Source organism: Pedobacter sp. Leaf216 (assembly GCF_001421515.1).
GTDB lineage: Bacteria > Bacteroidota > Bacteroidia > Sphingobacteriales > Sphingobacteriaceae > Pedobacter.
The window spans coordinates 246428-261189 of sequence record NZ_LMKM01000007.1; the positions used below are offsets into that span (position 1 = coordinate 246428).

Sequence of the window (14762 nt, forward strand, 5' to 3'; positions counted from 1 at the left end):
ATCCGCATATTATTTTAATACCTTAGTTTTTGAATAACCTTTAAACTATGAACCTCAGATTTCTACAGGTAACTGCCTTAGTATTTGCCCTTATCCCTGTTTCACAAACATTTGCACAAACATCACTCACCGCATTAAAAACCGAATACTTGGTTAATCCTATCGGTTTGGATAATCCCAATCCACGTTTTACCTGGCAAATGAATGATAGCAGCCAGGGTGCAAAGCAAACTGCCTATCGTATTCTGGTTGATACCGATTCTACTTTACTTGTTAAAGCTGGCGGCAAACTTTGGAATACCGGTTGGGTAACTTCAGATAAAAATCTTGTTGTTTATTCTGGTCAATCACTAAAACCTTTTACTAAATATTATTGGAGGGTTGATATAGCCGATGGAAACAAAAAGAAATCCAATAAAATAGCGATTGCCAGTTTTGAAACAGGCATGATGAAAATGGAAAACTGGCAAGGGGCATGGATTTCCGATACTGAAAACACCAGGCTTAAACCAGCTCCCTATTTTAGAAATACCTTTAACACTACAAAAAAAATAAAATCGGCAAGGGCTTATATTGCAGCAGGCGGACTTTACGAACTATCGATCAACGGCAATAAAATTGGCAACCACCGTATGGATCCTATGTATACCCGTTACGATAGGAGAACATTGTACGTAACTTATGATGTGACCAACGCCATAAAATCTGGTAAAAATGCCGTTGGGGTATTATTAGGAAATGGATGGTACAACCACCAATCAACCGCTGTATGGTATTTTGACCGTGCCCCATGGCGCAACAGGCCTGCTTTTTGCCTCGATATACGCATTAGCTATGAAGATGGCACAACTGAAACCATAAAATCAGGCAAAGATTGGAAGACAGCACTCAGTCCGATTGTTTTTAACAGCATTTATACAGCCGAACATTACGACGCACGTTTAGAAAAATCAGGCTGGAATACACCTGGTTTTGATGATAAAGATTGGAAAGAAGTGATGTACCGCTCTGCCCCATCGAAAAATATTGTTGCACAGGCATTACACCCCATTCGAAATGTAGAAGAGATAGCCAGTAAAAGTTTAAGAAAGTTTAATGATACCACGTATCTTTTCGATTTGGGCAGAAATATTTCCGGAGTGAGTAAAATCACCGTAAATGGCCCGGCAGGAACTACAATAAAACTAAAACATGGCGAACGTTTATACCCCAACGGGCATGTAGATATTTCAAATATTGATGCTCATTATCGCCCCACCGATAATACAGATCCCTTTCAAACCGATATTTTGATTTTAAACGGAAAGGGTAAACAAAGTTTCATGCCGCATTTTAATTACAAGGGTTTTCAATATGTAGAAGTAACCAGTTCAGCGCCTATCGAATTAAAAAAAGAAGATTTAGTGGGTTATTTTATGCACAGCGATGTGCCGGTTGCTGGCGATGTTAAATCTTCTGAGCCGATTATTAACAAAATCTATTACGCCACCAACAATTCATACCTATCTAACCTTTTTGGCTACCCAACCGATTGCCCGCAGAGAGAGAAAAACGGCTGGACCGGCGACGCACAAATTGCCATAGAAACCGGACTATATGGCTTTGATGGCATCACCATTTATGAAAAATGGCTTGCCGATCACCGTGATGAACAACAGCCAAATGGTGTTTTACCATCTATTATTCCAACCGATGGCTGGGGCTACGAATGGGGCAATGGCCCCGACTGGACAAGCACAATTGCCATTATACCATGGAATATTTACCTGTTTTATGGCGACAAAAAATTACTTGCCGACTGTTACGAAAACATCAGAAAATATGTAAACCATATCGACGAAACCTATCCTACTGGCTTAACTACTTGGGGGTTGGGCGATTGGATTCCGGTCAAATCTAAATCCCCTGTCGAACTTACCTCTACCTGTTATTACTATGCTGATGTGGTTATTTTGGCTAAAGCAGCTAAAATTTTAGGCAAAAACGATGATTATGAAAAATACATGGCATTGGCCAAAAAAATTAAAGACGCCTTTAACACCAAATATTTAAATAAAGAAAAAGGAATTTATGCTTCCGGTGTGCAAACTGAGATGAGTGTGCCGCTTTATTGGAAAATCGTTCCAGAAGAATCAGTTGCTTTAGTTGCAGAAAATTTAGCTAAACGCGTAGAAGCCGATGAGTTTCATTTAGATGTTGGTTTATTGGGCACTAAAGCCATTTTAAATGCTTTAAGTGAAAACGGATACAGCGATATTGCCTATAAGGTTGCCGCTCAAAAAACATATCCAAGCTGGGGATGGTGGATGGAAAACGGAGCCACAACATTGTATGAAAACTGGCCAATTGATGCAAAATCAGATATCTCGATGAACCACATTATGTTTGGAGAAATTGGTGCCTGGTTATACAAATCACCAGGAGGAATTAAACCCGACGAAAAAGAGCCGGGCTTTAAACATGTAATTTTGAGCCCACACGTGATGGAAGGATTAAACGCTTTCGAAGCCAGCCATATTGGTCCTTATGGTAAAATTATCAGTTCGTGGAAGCGGATTAATAATGGAATTAGATACGATATCACTATCCCTGCTAATTCTACAGCCACAATTAATCTGCCACTTACGCGTGGCCTGAGTAACTATATAAATGGCAAGCCAAGCAATACCGGAAAATTAGATTTTGCCGCAGGGAAATATATAATAGAACAAAAAGCAGGTAAATAATCCAGACCTCGCAGGTTTTCGAAACCTGCGAGGTCTAAATCTAGGAATCAGTTGGCAGTTTATAGTTTTCATTTTGAGTTTTTTTGATCAAACAACCATGATAATAGATCATGAAACGAATTCAGGAAGACGCAAAGAGAAAATACCCGGTGGTTTTACAAGAATGTACTAATTTGTTCACTTTTATTTCCTTACGTAATCCGTCCTGCTGAACTTGTTTCAGCATCTTTGTAAAAAGTAATTTCATTGATTTATTTTGGAAATCAGGTTCCTGCACATTTAGGTTACGGTAGTCCTGCTATCCCTCCAAGTCCTCGCCCGATGGAAAATCGGGCTCCGGGCTTTCCGTTCTATCAGGTTTAATCAGCAATTTCTGTGCTTTTTGGCAACAATTTCTCACTTCGGGATAGATAACTGAGCTAAATACCGCGTTAGGGATTGTAAGGGTTCAGTGCCGATCCTTTATCGGTACCGGAGCGAAGCGCAGCCCTGTAAAGCCCCAATCAGTTGGAAGTTTACAGTTTTCAGTTTCAGTTTTTTGATCAAACAACCATGATAATAGATCGTGAAACGATATTCTGTGGTTTTATAAGAATGTATTAATTTATTCACTTTTATTGCCTTACCTAAATCCGTCCTGCTGAACTTGTTTCAGCATCTTTGTAAAAAGTAATTTCATTGATTTTATTTTGGAAATCAGGTTCCTGCACATTTAGGTTCCGGTAGTCCTGCTATCCCTCCAAGTCCTCGCCCGATGGAAAAATCGGTCTCCGGGCTTTTCGTTCTATCAGGTTTAATCAGCAATTTCAGTGCTTTTTGGCAACAATTTCTCACCGCGGGATAGATAACTGAGCTAAATACCGCGTTAGGGATTGTAAGGGTTCAGTGCCGATCCTTCATCGTTACCGGAGCGAAGCGCAGCCCTGCAAAGCCCGCCCCTTTCCCGATTTTTCATCGGGATGGGGAACGCCCAAATCAATTAGCAGTTTATAGTTTTCAATTGGCAGTTTTCATTTAGCAGTTTAAGTTTTCAGTTGCAATTAATTAATTGACACTTCCCAGTCTCCATTAAAACAAAACAATTAAACCATGCACGACAAATTTTCAGTATAAAACACTAATTATCAGTAAATTAGTCATAAAAAATTCAAACTTACCGACAAAATTTCCGATTTAAAAATCTAAATCAATATGGCATTTGTTTTGACTTAAAAGCAAATATGAACTTCAACAATTTTACCATAAAAGCCCAGGAAGCAGTTCAACAGGCTTCTGAAATAGCCCAAGGCAATCAGCAACAGGCTATTGAAACGGCACACCTGCTTAAAGGTTTGCTTACTGTTGATGAAAACGTGGTTTCTTATGTTTTAAAGAAACTGAACGTTAACCTTAATTCCTTAAATCAGAATCTTGATGCAGAGATTGCCAAATTCCCTAAAGTGAGTGGAAGCAATGTCTATCTGTCATCAAATGCCAATAGCGTTTTACAGAAAGCGCAAACGTTTTTAAAAGAATTTAAAGATGAATTTGTATCAGTAGAACACCTGTTATTGGGTATTCTTACCGTTAACGACAGCACTTCCAAGTTATTAAAAGAGCAAGGTGTTAACGAAAAAGACCTTAAGAAAGCCGTTGTAGAATTGCGTGGCGATAACCGCGTAACCGATCAGAATGCCGAAGCTACTTACCAGGCTTTAAGCAAATATGCCAGGAATTTAAACGAATATGCAGAAAGCGGAAAACTCGATCCAGTTATCGGCCGTGATGAAGAAATCCGCCGCGTAATCCAAATATTATCCCGTAGAACTAAAAACAACCCTATTTTAATCGGTGAACCAGGTGTAGGTAAAACCGCCATTGCCGAAGGGATTGCTTTTAGAATTATAAAAGGCGATGTGCCTGAAAATTTAAAAAGCAAAGTGGTTTATTCACTAGATATGGGCTCACTTATTGCCGGTGCAAAATACAAAGGCGAGTTTGAAGAACGTTTAAAAGCTGTTGTTAAAGAGGTTACCCAAAGTGATGGCGACATTATTTTGTTTATTGATGAGATACACACTTTAGTAGGTGCTGGTGGTGGCGAAGGCGCAATGGATGCCGCAAACATTTTAAAACCTGCCCTTGCCCGTGGAGAATTACGTGCAATTGGTGCGACAACTTTAGACGAATACCAAAAATATTTAGAAAAAGATAAAGCATTGGAGCGTCGTTTCCAAAAAGTAATGGTGGAAGAACCAGATACCCAGGATGCAATTTCTATCCTTCGTGGATTAAAAGAGCGTTACGAAACACACCATAAAGTAAGAATTAAAGATGAAGCAATTATTGCAGCTGTAGAAATGAGTCAGCGCTACATTTCAGACCGTTTTTTACCAGATAAGGCCATTGATTTAATGGACGAGGCAGCATCAAAATTGCGCATGGAAATGGACAGTGTGCCAGAGCATGTGGATGCTTTAGACCGCGAGATTATGCGTTTGGAAATTGAACGTGAAGCCATTAAACGTGAAAAAGACGATAGAAAAGTTAAAGAGCTATCAGAAGAAATTGCAAATTTATCAGCAGAGCGCGATGAATTTAAAGCAAAATGGCAAGGCGAAAAAGATTTGGTAGATGCTGTAAATACGCACTTAGAGCAGATAGAACACTACAAATTAGAAGCCGAACAGGCAGAACGTGCCGGAGATTATGGCAAAGTTGCCGAAATCCGTTACGGAAAAATTAAAGAGGCACAAGATAAAGTTAAAAAACTTAAAGCCGATTTAGAAAGTCAGCAAACGGATAGCCGAATGCTTAAAGAGGAAGTTACTGCCGATGATATTGCCGGTGTGGTTGGCCGTTGGACGGGGATTCCGGTTACAAAACTTATTGCAAGTGAAAGGGAAAAACTGCTCCATTTAGAACAAGAGTTACACCAACGCGTAGCCGGGCAAGATGAAGCCATCGAAGCCATTTCTGATGCCATCCGCCGTTCTCGTGCAGGTTTACAGGATAAACGTAAACCAATTGGTTCTTTCATTTTCTTAGGTACAACAGGTGTAGGAAAAACGGAATTGGCAAAAGCATTGGCCGAATTTTTATTCAACGATGAAAATGCCCTCACCCGGATTGATATGAGTGAATACCAGGAGCGCCATGCCGTGTCGCGTTTAATTGGTGCGCCTCCGGGATATGTAGGCTACGATGAAGGTGGACAGTTAACCGAAGCAGTTAGACGCAAACCTTATTCGGTTGTATTGCTTGATGAAATTGAAAAAGCACATCCGGATGTATTTAACATTTTGCTGCAGGTTTTGGATGATGGACGTTTAACCGATAATAAAGGTAGAACAGTGAATTTTAAAAATACCATCATCATCATGACCTCTAACATTGGTGCGCATTTAATACAAGATAATTTTAAAGATTTAAGTGATGAAAACCGTGATGAGGTAATTGCTAAAACCAAAAATGAATTGTTCGAGGTATTAAAGCAAACCATTCGTCCGGAGTTTTTGAACAGGATTGATGAGCTGATTATGTTTACCCCGTTAAACCGAAGTGAAATTAGAAATATTGTAAGCTTACAGTTTAAACAGGTACAACAAACCCTGGCCGAAATGGGTATAGAAATGGATGCCAGTGAGGAAGCTTTAGATTGGCTGGCGCAATTGGGTTACGATCCTCAGTTTGGTGCCAGACCGCTGAAAAGGGTTATCCAAAAAAGAATCTTAAATGAGCTATCAAAAGAGATACTGGCAGGAAAGATAGATAAAGACAGCAAAATTAAGTTGGATATGTTCGATCATAATTTTGTTTTCCTGAACCAAAATGCTGGTTAAAATGTACCGATCAAAAACCGTCCCGACTACATTGGGGCGGTTTTTTCTTGTTTAAAAAACACCTTTTAAATCAACTAATATAACCGTTCATTTTCTTGCTTTTTGTTTCAATAATGGTTATTATTGATTACACACAAAAACACAAATAAAATGAAACCTAAATTAATCATCATGGCACTGCTATGCGCCGTCAGTTGGCGCTGTTATGCCCAAACTGAAAAAGGAACCGGCTTTGCTGGTTTGAGTTTAAGTTTTGGAACTTCTAAACAGAACAACTCCTCACCAAGCTTAAACACTTTTACTGCAACACCCAGAGGAGGTTACTTTTTGGCCAATAATTTTGCTATAGGCCTGGAGATCCCTTTAAATCTTTACAAACTACGTGGCGAAAGTTATATTTCCTGGGATGAAGAAGATGGAAGATACGAAGATCGCTATGGTCCAAAAGAATTTAGCTTCGGCATCTCTCCATTCATACGCAGATATGTCGACGTGAAAGAACGTTTCAAGTTTTTTGTACAGGCTAATTTGCTCCTCCAGATTAATACATTCAATAGAATTGACGATGAAGGTTATCTTATCCGTACCGATGCTCGTGCAAAAGGCTTTGGGGCAAGCTTAAGTCCAGGTTTTGCCTATATGCTTACTAACGATTCCAGTATCGAGTTTTCGTTTCCAATTTTAAGCTTCTTCCACCAAAATTATTATGCCGAAGAATCATTGTACAACTTCGACAAGAAAAATAACCTGAGGTTGGCACTCGATAACTTTACCCCTACCTTCACCATCAATATTCACTTCTAATTTTTGATCGAATGAGAAAAATATTCAATCTGCTAAGCTTAAGAATTTTAAGCTTAGTGCTGCTCTTCACTTACATATGTAATGTGAAAGCCCAAACAACAGAAAGCACTGAAATAAAATATTATAAAAGTATTTTTTCCGAAGAAAATGGGAAGCCAGAGACAATTGGCAATAAAAAAATAGAGTACTATCGAAGCATCTTCCCGGAAGAGAACGGAAAGATTAAATCTATCGGAGATAAGAAATTCGAATACTATAAAAGTATTTTCCCCGAAGAGAACGGAAAGATTAAATCTATCGGAGATAAGAAATTCGAATACTATAAAAGTATTTTCCCTGAGGAAAATGGTAAAGTGAAATCTATCGGGGATAAGAAAATTGAATACTACAAAAGCATCTTCCCCGAAGAAAATGGAAAAATCAAGACAATTGGCCAGGTAGAAATACAATACTACAAGAGCATTTTTGAAGAAGATAATGGAAAGATTAAATCGATAGGTGGCGCACAGATCGAATACAACAGAAGTATTTTCCCCGAAGAAAACGGAAAGATTAAATCAATTACCGGAAATATAGGAGGCGATTGTAACTCCACTCCTCTTGAAATGTACTATTTTATTCTGAGCGCAAACGCTAAATAGTACACAAATAAGTCTTATTATTACTTAAAACCGATCTAATAAAACAGATTGGTTTTATTTTTTATTGCTGATAATCAATAACTTAACAAAAACACAACTAAAGCAATAGTTAATATCATTTTTTTATTTTATCATTGGATACACAAAAAACACAAATGAAAATGAAAAAACAATTATTGGTTACGGCTATGGCCGTGGGTATCTCCCTATGCGGTTTCGCGCAAACAAAAGGAACAAACGCTTTAAGCTTTGGTATTAACTCTACCACAAACAAAAATACTGGTGCAAATTACGAAAACAAGTACCAAAATAATAGCTTCAGCCTTGGATATGGCTATTTCTTTAAAGATAATGATAAGCTTGGATTAGATTTAACCTATGGTTTAAATAAATATAATACGAACGATAATGTAAAGCAAGAGCAAAAAAGTTATGGCGGCAATTTAAGTTATCAGCATTATTTCCCATTGGTAAAAACCCTGTTTGCATATGCTGGAGGAAGAGCCGGTTACACACACAGTGAAAACAATAATTTACCTGAAAGCTATTCGCAATACAGCTCAACCAGTAACCAATATAATGTAGGTGCATATGGAGGTATTACCTGGTTTCTATCAAAAAGATTTGCGTTAGAAACCAGTTTATTAACAGCAGACATTGTGTATGCTAAAAACGAAATAAACGAAACAAATAATGCCAACGTGATCACCAAAACCGAAACCACCTCATTCAATTTAAGCAGTCAAGGATTCATCAAAAACCTTGGCTTTAAGATTTATATCCTTTTTTAACTCCTCAACAGTCAAAATTGTGGCCCATCTTTATAAAAAGAATGGGCTTTTTTATTTCTTTTTCGTTTCTATGTTAGGCAATAAACCTGTTAACAAGCCGATTAATGGCAGAAACGCACAAATGTTAAATACATATTCAATACTTGTAGAATCGGCCAGTTTCCCTAATAATGCCGACCCTATGCCGCCCATACCAAAGGCAAAGCCGAAAAATAGTCCTGCCACTAATCCTACCTTCCCTGGGATTAATTCCTGTGCATACACTAAAATTGCAGAGAATGCCGATGCCAAAATCATTCCTATTGGAACAATCAATACCCCTACCCAAAACAGGCTTGCATGTGGCAACAATAATGCGAATGGTGCAGTACCTAAAATAGATGCCCAGATTACATATTTCCTTCCTATTTTATCTCCAATTGGTCCGCCGAGCAATGTTCCGGCTGCTACCGAAAACAAAAATACAAACAGGTAGATCTGCGAAGTTTGTACCGAAACGTGAAATTTATCAATCAGGTAAAAAGTGAAATAATTGGTTAAACTGGCCATGTAAAAGTATTTCGAAAAAATAAGCAAGAGCAAAATACATACAGAAAAAATCACTTTTTGTCTCGAAAACTGACTCACAACCGCTTGTATGTTTACCTTTTTACTTCTTGAAAGCATAAAACCCTTATACCAGTTGCCCACATAAGTAAGAATGATAATGGCCAGCAATGCGATGACCGAAAACCAGATTACGCTGAACTGCCCGTAAGGAACTATAATCCAAGCCGCTAACAAAGGCCCTAAAGAGCTGCCTGCATTACCGCCCAGCTGAAAAACGGATTGTGCCAATCCCCGCTTCCCTCCGGAGGCCGCATGTGCCATCCGTGATGCTTCAGGATGAAAAATGGAAGAACCTATGCCTATAAAACACACAGAAAGCAGTATTGTGTAAAAATGGGTTGATTGCGAAAGCGAAATTAATCCGATCAGGGTAAAACCCATTCCAATGGCCAACGAAAATGGCTGAGGTTTTTTATCAGTATATAAACCTACAAATGGCTGTAACAGCGATGCAGCCAGTTGAAAGGTAAGCGTTATTAAACCAATTTGCGAAAAACTTAAATGATAACTCGTTTTAATGATGGGGTAAATTGCAGGAATTAACGATTGAATCGTATCATTTAACAGGTGCGAAAAACTTAAAGCAAAAAGTATCGGAAAAACGGTTTTTTCAATAATGGAGGTGGTAGATGTAGGCTCATTCATAAAATCGGTATACTAATACCATCAAAAGTAGCAATTATAAATTCTTAAACCTTGCGCCTTGTCCTTGCAAAAACCAAACATTTTTATAACGTTGCGGTTTAATAACTATGGAAAAGAATAGAAAAATTGTTGGTTTATGTGGAAGTTTAAGAAAAGGCTCCTATAACGCAATGTTACTTAAAGTTGCAGGTAGCTTGATTCCTGAAGGTATCGATTTCGAAATTGTAGCTTATCATGATATCCCTGTTTATAATGCTGATGAAGATTTACCTGAAGTTGAAGAACGACCAGCAAGCGTAGTAAAATTTAGAGCAGCTTTAGCAGGTGCCGATGCCTTTATTATTGTTTCGCCTGAATACAACTATTCTATCCCAGGCGGATTAAAAAACGCCATTGATTGGGCAAGCCGTGGAAAAGACTCACCACTAATGCATAAACCTGTGGCTTTAATGGGTGCAACACAGGGCATGTGGGGAACGGTAAGAATGCAGGCCGCTTTTCTGCCCGTTTTTACTTTCTTAAATATGAACCCTGTTTTACAACCAGAAGTTTTGATTGCGCAAGCACAAAATAAATTTGATGCAGAAGGAAACCTAACAGATGAGAAAACCATCAGCATCATTAAAAAGAAAATTGAAAATTTAATTTCAGCATCAAAAGTTTAATAATACCTAAAGAAGCTTTCCTTAAAACCTGCCAATTCTGCTACAAATAAATCTGACATTTATACAAAAAAAGTCAGATTGTCAATCTGTCATGCTTAAAAAATTAATCGATCGATTGATTTTTAGTCACACGAAAATAATATTGACTTAACATTAAATTTACATCTGTTTGTGAGTGAAGCAGTTGTCCAAAAACTGATTTTTTAATGACCTAAGCAATGTTTTTTGGCACAAGTGTTGACTTTTAGGCGAACATAGTCAGACATTAAATTTACAAAATTGACTATATTTTAATAACAAATAAATAATAAAAAAGATGAAAAAACTATTATTATCTTTAGTAGCAGTAGCAGGTTTAGTTTATGGTGCACAAGCACAAACTGAAAAAGGAAATTTTATGTTAGGTGGTAACGTAGGTGTAAATTCTACAAAAGTTGACGGCGCTCCAAAAGCAGATTTCAGCTTTACAGTATTACCAAGTGTTGGTTATTTTATCAGCAACAATTTTGCAATCGGTACAGGTGTAGGTTACGAATACAATAAAACAGTTAGCGAAAAAACACAAGATGGTGCTTTTAAAGTTGCTCCTTTCGGTCGTTACTATGTTGGTTTATCAGATCAATTTAAATTTTTCGGCCAATTATCTGTTCCATTGGCTTTCGGGCAGTTAAAAGCAACAGATGCTAATGGCGATAACTCAGTAAAATTGGGAACTACAACTAAAATCGGTGTAGAAGTTGCTCCAGGTTTTGCTTTCTTTCCAACTAAAAAAATCGGTATCGAACTTTCAGTTAAAGGTTTAAGTTATGAAAACTACACTATTAAAGCTGAAGGAACAGGTGCTAAATTAAAAACAAACAGTTTTGGCTTAAATGCTGATACTTTTGCACCAAGATTAGGTGTACAGTTCTACTTTTAATTAAGTCTATCCAATAGAAAAACTTAATAAATGACTTTTTTTCAAAAGGCGTCCCGGTTATTCCAATCGGGACGCTTTTTGTTTATTTCTTTTCTCTGATGGCTTTAAATTCCGATCCATCTTTCCATTTAGGGTAAGAATCTTCATTGCTGATGCGGTAACCCAAATCGAAAAGCATCCTAACATCTGCTATAATGCCAGATAAATCCCATGTTTTAGCATCAAAATTATCCTGAGGAGAATGGTAACGGAATTTGGTAAAATCTGCAACCTGTTTTAATCCCCATGCCCTTCCGTTTTTAATGTTGTCTACTCCCGAACCTGTAAACAGCGACGGCACACCAACCTTGGCCAGGTTAAAATGATCTGATCGGTAATACAAACCTGATGACGGAACAGGATCTGGCACAATAACCCTCCCCTGCTTTTTAGCAGCCTCTGCTGCATAATCTTCCAGTTCAGACTGGCCGAAACCATATACTACAATATCTTTGGTTTTACCGGCAATGCCCATCATATCCATATTAATATTGGCAACAGTTTTTGCCAAAGGAAAGGCAGGATGCTTGGCATAATATTCAGACCCTAATAAACCTTGCTCTTCAGCAGTGTATGAAATAAATAAAATCGTTCTGCCAGGAGCTTTAGGTAATTTTTTAAAGGCTGAAGCAATTTCAAAAAGAGATGCCACGCCTGTTGCATTATCAACCGCTCCATTATAAATCGAATCGCCCTGTATTTTTTCTCCCACGCCTAAATGGTCCCAGTGGGCCGAATAAATAATGGCCTCATCTTTACGTTTGTCGCCCGGTATTTTTGCCAGCACATTATAGGTAACCGATTTTTTAATGGTATTTTTAACTTTTAATGAGGTAGTGATACCCAAATCAACAGCTTTAAAACCTTTTTTACGGGCATTTAAAGCCAGCTCATCAAATGATTTGCCATCCATTGCGAACAACTGTTTTGCCTTATCCAAAGTAATCCAACCTTCCACAATACTTCGGTTCATACCGTTATCCTCGCTTTGCAGGGTAAGTTTAGATTTCGACCATCCGCTACGTACAACAGTCCAGGGGTAGGCGGCAGGTTCAGTATCGTGCACAATGATAATTCCGGCAGCACCTTGCCTTGCGGCTTCTTCAAACTTATCCGTCCAACGGCCGTAATAAGTCATATTTTTACCCTTAAACAGAGTAGAATCTGCAAATCCAGGGTCATTTATCAACACCACAACAGTTTTTCCTTTCACATCAAGGTTGGCATAATCGTTCCAACCATATTCGGGTGCAACAATGCCATACCCAGCAAAAACCAGTGGCGAATTATTTATGCTCACTTCATTTTGTACACGCCTTGTTCCGGCAACAAAATCGGTTAAGTAATTTAGCACCAAAGAACTTGTTTTTCCCTTAAATAGCATTTTATCTTCAGGTACAGATTTAATTTCAACCATCGGTACTTCCTGAAAAAAACGCTTTCCATTACCAGGTTCCAAGCCCAATTTTTCGAACTGTGCCTTTAAATAATTAATGGTTTTGGTTTCGCCAACAGTAAAGGGTTTTCTTCCTTCCAAACTATCCGCAGCAATAACAGCTAAATATTGGGTTAAACTAGAATCATTTATGGCTTTTATCGCCAAAGAATCAGGAACGTTTTCTGTACTTTGGGTATTTTGCCTGCAAGCACTTAAAAAAAGGAGTGCAGAGGTAGAAAGTAGTAGGAGTTTTTTCATTTATACAACTTAGTTTCTAATGATTGGTATGATTTGTTGAAAAATACGAAGAAAATGCTAAAAGGATGCAGGTTTAGTTAAACGACTGGCATTTATCAACTATAAGCCTACAATAATAATTTTGCTGGGGTCTCCATCAAATTTCAAGAAAAATGTTTGGATTAGATAATTGTAGTATTAACTATATATTAGTGTATATTAGTAGATACTATTGCCTTTAAGCAAAATCATCCTACATTATTTTTACGATTTAAAATTATATTTTATACAACATGCCTACACCTTAACCTGCAACAAAATGACGCTCAACCAATTATTTGCAAAAGTTGCTTTAGCCCAGGGCAAAAAACTTTCCGGTGGCATTCATTACGCTAACCCAAGTTTAAATACAGTAGAGAATTTACGAAGATTTTTAAACAACCCCACCAATGGATTTAAATATAACAAAGCTAAGTTTAGGTAATCTATTACTGGTCTTACTTACCTTAAGCTGTATAAATCGAAACAATGATAAATCTGAGGCGCTGGCTAAAACGAAAACAGATACCTGTAAGCTAAATGTAGAAAAAGCAGCTCAAATTGGAGAAGACATTAAATGTATAAACTGTCACACCCAGAGAGATAAAAGAATTACACCTGATTTGCTTACTATGAAAGAGGTTTCTGGCATGGATAGTTTAAAATTAAGAGATTTTTTGTTCATCATTAAGCATTAAAAGAACCTTAGTTTATATAAAGATGCTCCGATTACAAAACAACGGCTTAAAAAAATTGATAGTCTATCAGATTGTGATCGTAAAAACCTGATCCATTACATTAAAGAATATAACCGGCCACATTTGTATATATTAAGAACACCTGAAGATGCTTCGAATACAATACCTGAAAAATAAACGAAAGTTATAAATCCCCATACCAATGGTTTCAAATATAATAAGGCTAAGTTTAGGTAGTTTGTTAATTATCTCATTTATAATTGGCTGCACAGGTAAAAATAATAAAGAAGCAGCTACTAAAAATCGTGCTAAAATGTTAGTCGATACTTGCGATGCTCTTTACCTAGCTAAAGGAAGTGACCTTGAATTTAACATTGGCTGCAGAAGCTGTCATGTAGAGCAAGAAAAAAGATATTACCCCAAAGTACCTTCTTACTTTGAGCTATCAAAAATGGACAGCCTTAAATTAAGAGACTTTATCTTTATTAGCAAACATAAAGGATATTTCAAAAGTGAGCGATTTTTAAGTAATAAAATTAAAACTTTAGATAGTCTATCAGATTGTGACCGGAAAAACCTGATCCATTATATAAAAGAATATAATCGGCCACAAGCTTTACCTACTAAGTTAGATACAAACCTTACTTACAGCATCTCCAAAGAATAATTTTGAACAAATTGGTTATGGAT

General features: G+C 37.5%; 12 protein-coding genes. 10 read left to right on the top strand and 2 right to left on the bottom strand.

Features of this window, described 5'->3' with window-relative positions; all coding sequences use genetic code 11:
* Positions 1–47: 47 nt before the first annotated feature.
* From ASE74_RS06220 to ASE74_RS06240, 5 genes are all read left to right on the top strand, one after another.
* On the top strand, positions 48–2726 hold the full coding sequence (locus tag ASE74_RS06220; protein ID WP_055905778.1) for an alpha-L-rhamnosidase: 2679 nt from the start codon (positions 48–50) through the stop codon (positions 2724–2726).
* A 1220-nt stretch (positions 2727–3946) separates the two neighbouring features.
* Entirely contained in the window at positions 3947–6547 is a 2601-nt protein-coding gene (gene clpB / locus ASE74_RS06225) for an ATP-dependent chaperone ClpB (RefSeq protein ID WP_055905780.1), read from the top strand.
* A 150-nt stretch (positions 6548–6697) separates the two neighbouring features.
* Entirely contained in the window at positions 6698–7351 is a 654-nt protein-coding gene (locus ASE74_RS06230) for a hypothetical protein (protein WP_055905783.1), read from the top strand.
* A gap of 11 nt (positions 7352–7362) precedes the next feature.
* On the top strand, positions 7363–7992 hold the full coding sequence (locus ASE74_RS06235) for a hypothetical protein (RefSeq protein WP_055905786.1): 630 nt from the start codon (positions 7363–7365) through the stop codon (positions 7990–7992).
* A 161-nt stretch (positions 7993–8153) separates the two neighbouring features.
* Complete coding sequence (locus ASE74_RS06240; protein ID WP_162235796.1) at positions 8154–8783, top strand: outer membrane beta-barrel protein; 630 nt, start codon at positions 8154–8156, stop codon at positions 8781–8783.
* Positions 8784–8834: 51 nt separating this feature from the next.
* Here ASE74_RS06240 and ASE74_RS06245 read toward each other — a convergent pair whose 3' ends face one another.
* On the bottom strand, positions 8835–10037 hold the full coding sequence (locus ASE74_RS06245; protein ID WP_055905792.1) for an MFS transporter: 1203 nt from the start codon (positions 10035–10037) through the stop codon (positions 8835–8837).
* Positions 10038–10144: 107 nt separating this feature from the next.
* Here ASE74_RS06245 and ASE74_RS06250 point away from each other — a divergent pair, with 107 nt between their 5' ends.
* A complete protein-coding gene (locus tag ASE74_RS06250; RefSeq protein WP_055905795.1) occupies positions 10145–10702 on the top strand; it encodes an NADPH-dependent FMN reductase in 558 nt (185 codons plus the stop codon).
* A gap of 316 nt (positions 10703–11018) precedes the next feature.
* Positions 11019–11621, top strand: a complete 603-nt coding sequence (locus ASE74_RS06255; RefSeq protein ID WP_055905798.1) for an outer membrane beta-barrel protein — start codon at positions 11019–11021, stop codon at positions 11619–11621.
* 82 nt (positions 11622–11703) lie between these two features.
* On the opposite strand, the gene ASE74_RS06260 is transcribed toward ASE74_RS06255, so the two are convergent.
* On the bottom strand, positions 11704–13356 hold the full coding sequence (locus ASE74_RS06260) for a M28 family metallopeptidase (RefSeq protein WP_055905801.1): 1653 nt from the start codon (positions 13354–13356) through the stop codon (positions 11704–11706).
* A 298-nt stretch (positions 13357–13654) separates the two neighbouring features.
* Between ASE74_RS06260 and ASE74_RS25080 the strand changes: the two genes are divergently transcribed.
* The 3 genes from ASE74_RS25080 to ASE74_RS06270 all read left to right on the top strand — a co-directional run bounded on the left by ASE74_RS25080 (position 13655) and on the right by ASE74_RS06270 (position 14739).
* Positions 13655–13819, top strand: a complete 165-nt coding sequence (locus tag ASE74_RS25080; RefSeq protein ID WP_235526020.1) for a hypothetical protein — start codon at positions 13655–13657, stop codon at positions 13817–13819.
* The gene (locus tag ASE74_RS06265; RefSeq protein ID WP_055905804.1) at positions 13785–14072 is read left to right on the top strand and encodes a hypothetical protein; all 288 of its coding nucleotides are present in this window, start codon (positions 13785–13787) and stop codon (positions 14070–14072) included. Before ASE74_RS25080 ends, ASE74_RS06265 begins: the two co-directional genes overlap by 35 nt.
* 202 nt (positions 14073–14274) lie before the next feature.
* Entirely contained in the window at positions 14275–14739 is a 465-nt protein-coding gene (locus ASE74_RS06270) for a hypothetical protein (RefSeq protein ID WP_157255358.1), read from the top strand.
* Positions 14740–14762: the final 23 nt, after the last annotated feature.

Excerpts from the sequence above, each read along its gene's own strand:
- ASE74_RS06265 (WP_055905804.1), top strand. The coding sequence starts at position 13,785 with ATGGATTTAAATATAACAAAGCTAAGTTTAGGTAATCTATTACTGGTC.
- ASE74_RS06250 (WP_055905795.1), top strand. The coding sequence starts at position 10,145 with ATGGAAAAGAATAGAAAAATTGTTGGTTTATGTGGAAGTTTAAGAAAA.
- ASE74_RS06220 (WP_055905778.1), top strand. The coding sequence starts at position 48 with ATGAACCTCAGATTTCTACAGGTAACTGCCTTAGTATTTGCCCTTATC.
- ASE74_RS06255 (WP_055905798.1), top strand. The coding sequence starts at position 11,019 with ATGAAAAAACTATTATTATCTTTAGTAGCAGTAGCAGGTTTAGTTTAT.
- ASE74_RS06230 (WP_055905783.1), top strand. The coding sequence starts at position 6,698 with ATGAAACCTAAATTAATCATCATGGCACTGCTATGCGCCGTCAGTTGG.
- ASE74_RS06240 (WP_162235796.1), top strand. The coding sequence starts at position 8,154 with ATGAAAAAACAATTATTGGTTACGGCTATGGCCGTGGGTATCTCCCTA.
- ASE74_RS06235 (WP_055905786.1), top strand. The coding sequence starts at position 7,363 with ATGAGAAAAATATTCAATCTGCTAAGCTTAAGAATTTTAAGCTTAGTG.
- ASE74_RS06245 (WP_055905792.1), bottom strand. The coding sequence starts at position 10,037 with ATGAATGAGCCTACATCTACCACCTCCATTATTGAAAAAACCGTTTTT.
- ASE74_RS25080 (WP_235526020.1), top strand. The coding sequence starts at position 13,655 with ATGACGCTCAACCAATTATTTGCAAAAGTTGCTTTAGCCCAGGGCAAA.
- ASE74_RS06260 (WP_055905801.1), bottom strand. The coding sequence starts at position 13,356 with ATGAAAAAACTCCTACTACTTTCTACCTCTGCACTCCTTTTTTTAAGT.
- ASE74_RS06270 (WP_157255358.1), top strand. The coding sequence starts at position 14,275 with ATGGTTTCAAATATAATAAGGCTAAGTTTAGGTAGTTTGTTAATTATC.
- clpB (WP_055905780.1), top strand. The coding sequence starts at position 3,947 with ATGAACTTCAACAATTTTACCATAAAAGCCCAGGAAGCAGTTCAACAG.